This is a genomic window from Mesorhizobium sp. M1A.F.Ca.IN.020.06.1.1 (assembly GCF_004023265.1).
Classification (GTDB): Bacteria; Pseudomonadota; Alphaproteobacteria; order Rhizobiales; family Rhizobiaceae; genus Mesorhizobium.
In genome coordinates this window covers 1-3,845 of the sequence record NZ_RZSR01000584.1, presented here as the reverse complement: position 1 = coordinate 3,845, position 3,845 = coordinate 1, and the positions used below count along the sequence as shown (strand labels likewise).

Below are 3,845 nucleotides of genomic sequence, written 5' to 3'. Positions count from 1 at the left end.
GGTGCGCACCGTCACCCATTCGTGGAAGGCGATGGCATGCAGACGGCGCTCCTCCGGTGTCGACAGCGACAGATGCGCCATCGCGGCGGTGTCGATCTCCGCGCCGCCGGTGTCTTCGATGGTGACCATGAAACCGAGCTCGACGGCGACGTCGCGGATCAGCCGCGTCTGCGTCACGCCGCCGAGGCGCGAGATCTTCAGCGTCAGCCCATCGGCCGCGCCACGGCGATGGATTTCCAGCATCTCGCCCAGCGATGTGACGGATTCGTCGAGCACCATCGGCTTGTCGAGCATGCGGCGCACCGACATATTCTCCTCGATCGTCGTGCAGGGCTGTTCGAATGTGTAGTCGATGCCGCGCGTGGCATCGGCGAACTGGCGCGCCTGGTAGGGCGTCCAGCCGGCATTGGCGTCGCAGAAGATCACCGTGCCCTTCGGCACGGCTGATGCGACGGCGCTCACGCGCTCGATGTCGTCACCGACATTGCCGCCGACCTTGACCTGCAGCCGATGGTAGCCTTCGGCAACGATGCGCTTGGCAAGTGCCGCCATCTGGTCGACCGTGCCGTGGGTCACGACCCGGTAAAGTTCCGCCGTCTCGCTCTCGCGGCCGCCGAGCATCGCTACCAACGGCACGTCGGCCGCGCGAGCAGCGAGATCCCAGCAAGCCATATCAAGCGCGGCTTTGACGTAGGGATGGCCCTTGAACACCGTGTCCATCAACCTGACGATGCCGGCCAGCCCGCGTGGGTCATGGCCGATGAGATGCGGCGCGATCTCCGGCACGCCCGCGCGCGTTCCCGCCGGAAACGCGGCAGAATAGAAATTGCCGAGCGGCGCCATCTCGCCCCAGCCGGTCACGCCTGTGTCGGAAGTGATGGCGACGATTACCGCATCGAAACAGTCGGCGACCCGGCCCTTGGACATGCGGTAGGGTCCGTCCACGAAGGGCTGCACGACATGGTAGGCTTTTATGCTCTTGATCTTCACGTTGGTGTCCGTTTGTCCGCGGGTTTGTCAGGCGCCCTTCGATGCGCGCTTTTCGAGGCTGCGCGCATAGGCAAGAAGCGCTTCGAAATCGTTGTCGATATGCTCGCGGGCATGGCGCTGGGCAGCGCGCATGTCCGTGCCCTTGAGCAGCGCCACATAGGTTTCGTGCAGGTCCTCGGCCGGTACCGGCTCGTTCCGCGCACGCTGGTGCAGGGCGAAATACGTTTGCAGTCGGCTGGTCAGCCGCTGCCAGGTTTCGAGCAGCACCGAATTGTCGGCCCACTCGTAGACCAGCCCGTGCAGCTGCAGCGCCGTCTCGATCTGGCGCATGGTGTCGAGCGCCCGCGTCGCCTGCTTCACCGCTTCGTGGCGGCGGTCGAGCTCGTCGAAGAAGCGCTGGTCGCGCTGCGGCCAGGCGAGCTCGATGGCAAAGTCGTCGAGCACCTTGTTGAGGGAATAGGCGTCGACGATGTCCTTGGCGCTGACGTCGACAACGAAGGTTCCGGCATAGGGAATGCTGGTCAGGATACCTTCCTGCACCAGCTCGCGCATCGCCTCGCGCAGCGGCGCGCGGCTTACCCGCATCTGCTCGGAAATGCGGAGTTCGTTGAGCTTCTGCCCAGGCTCCAGCTGGCCGGTCAGAATGGCGCGCCTGAGCAGCGCGACGATCTCGGCCCTGCGCGTCGTATCCGCGATCGGACTGAAATCCAGCTTTGACATGTGGGCCACTCCGGATGAACCGACTGCAAGACAAGCAGATTGTCGACAATCCAACAAGAGGGTGGCTATCGTTTTTTTCGCGGATGGCAGGCGCGCAAACAAAACGGCGCCCTCGATGTGGGTGTCGAGGGCGCCGTCGGACCGGGACTGATGGGGGATTATCAGCTGGCCGGTTTCGTTTCCGGCAAGGGAGAAACCGGCATTCCGGGTCCGATCTTCTGCAAATTGCCGGTGATCACCTGGTCGGTCTCGGAGATGCCTGAGGTGACGGAAATCAGATCGCCGTCGGTCGGGCCGAGCGACACCAGCTTCTGGTCTACAGTGTTGTCTTTGCCGAGGACGTACAGGTATTTGCCGAGCTGGCTGGAACCCAGCGCCACCTGCGGCACCATCAGCGTATTGGGCTGCTGCTTCACATGCAGCCGCACGCGCACATACTGCCCGGGCAGCAGCGCGAACTTGGCGTTGCCGATCGTTGCCCGCGCCGTGATCGTGCCGGTCGAATGATCGATCGTGTTGTCGATGAAGGTGAGCTGGCCCTTCTGGCTGGGCTCGGTCTCGCCGGGCAACAGCACGTCGACCGCAATCGGACCGTTGGCCTTCGCCTGCTCGATCTGGACGAGGTCGGTCTCGCTCGGATTGAAGGTGACGTAGATCGGGTCGAGCTGCACCAGCGTGTTGAGAACCGTGCCGGCGACGCTCACCAGGGTGCCGACCGAGGCTTGGTTGCGGCCGATCCGCCCGGAGAACGGTGCCTTGATCTCGGCATAGCCGAGATTGAGCTCGGCCGTCCGCACCGCCGCCTGGTCGACCGCAAGGGCGGCTTCGGCCGTGCGCAAGTTGCTGGTGCGCTGGTCGAAGCTGTCCTTGGCGAGGTACCCGGCCTTGGCAAGGTCGGTGCCACGGCCGAGGTTGGACCGCGCGTAATCGAGCGCTGCCGCGTCGCGCTGCACCTGCGCCTTCGCCTGGTCGAGCGCTGCCTGGTAGTCCTCGGGCGCGATCCGGTAAAGCAGGTCGCCCTGCTTGACGTCGCTGCCGTCCTGCGCCGTCTGCTCCTGCAGATAGCCCGGCACGCGCGCCTGCAGGGTGATGTTGCGGATCGGCTCGACGCGCGCGGCGTAGTCGAGATAGATCGGCAGCGTCTTCTTGACGACGTTGACCACCGGGACCGGCATGACGAACGCCTTGGGCGCAGGTGCCGCGCCCGCAGTGCTGGCGCTGAGGCTGAGATTGCCCATGTCGAGCAGGTGCACGCTTGCCACCGAGATTGCGCCCAGCGCGACCGCCGTTCCCAAAGCGATTTTCCATTTACGCATGTTGGTCTCCAATCCTATTCGGCCGCCTGGGCGAGCCGGACGGGCTCGGCGGTCGGTTCAATCTCTTGTTGGTGCGGGGCATGGTGAGGCCCCGCGGCAGGTTCGCTCTCGCCGCCGCGCTCGCGCAGCTTCTCGATTACCGCATAGAAGACCGGCACGAAGACCAGCGACAGGATCGTCGCCGCCACCATGCCGCCGAAGACGGTGGTGCCGATCGACTGCCGGCTGGCGGCGCCCGCGCCGGTCGCGAACATCAGCGGCAGCACGCCGAGGATGAAGGCGAAGGCCGTCATCAGGATCGGCCGCAGCCTCAGCCGCGCGGCTTCCATCGCCGCCTCGACGATGGTCAGGCCTTCCTCGCGGCGCCGTCGGGCGAACTCGACGATCAGGATCGCGTTCTTCGCCGCCAGGCCGATCAGCATGACGAAACCGATCTGAGAGTAGACGTCGATCTGCATGCCGCGCAGCAAGAGCACGACGAAGGCGCCGAACAAAGCGAGCGGCACGGCGAGTAGCACCATGAAGGGCATAGCCCAGCTTTCATACTGCGCCGCCAGGATCAGGAAGACGAACACGATCGCCAGGCCGAACACGATCGAGGCGATCGATCCGGCCTGGAGCTCCTGATAGGTGATGCCGGTCCATTCATAGCCGAAGTCCCGCGGCAGCACGTTTGCCGCCGCCCGCTCCATGGCCGCGACCGCTTGTCCGGACGAGAAGCCTGGCGCCGCGCCGCCGTTGATGAGGGCGGATGCGTTGTTGTTGTAATGCGGCACGGTCTCGGGACCGACGATCGGCACCAGCTTGCCCAGTGTGCTC

4 protein-coding genes are annotated in these 3,845 nt (G+C 65.1%); all 4 read right to left on the bottom strand.

Features of this window, described 5'->3' with window-relative positions; genetic code table 11:
• Positions 1-990, bottom strand: a 990-nt coding sequence (locus EOA60_RS22815; RefSeq protein ID WP_128311933.1) for a mandelate racemase/muconate lactonizing enzyme family protein, incomplete at its 3' end; no start/stop codon positions are given.
• A gap of 27 nt (positions 991-1,017) precedes the next feature.
• The gene (locus EOA60_RS22810) at positions 1,018-1,710 is read right to left on the bottom strand and encodes a GntR family transcriptional regulator (protein WP_127335326.1); all 693 of its coding nucleotides are present in this window, start codon (positions 1,708-1,710) and stop codon (positions 1,018-1,020) included.
• A 161-nt stretch (positions 1,711-1,871) separates the two neighbouring features.
• Positions 1,872-3,026, bottom strand: coding sequence for an efflux RND transporter periplasmic adaptor subunit (locus EOA60_RS22805; RefSeq protein ID WP_095823938.1), 1,155 nt, complete (start codon positions 3,024-3,026; stop codon positions 1,872-1,874).
• A gap of 14 nt (positions 3,027-3,040) precedes the next feature.
• Positions 3,041-3,845, bottom strand: an 805-nt coding sequence (locus EOA60_RS22800; RefSeq protein WP_164899474.1) for an efflux RND transporter permease subunit, incomplete at its 5' end; no start/stop codon positions are given.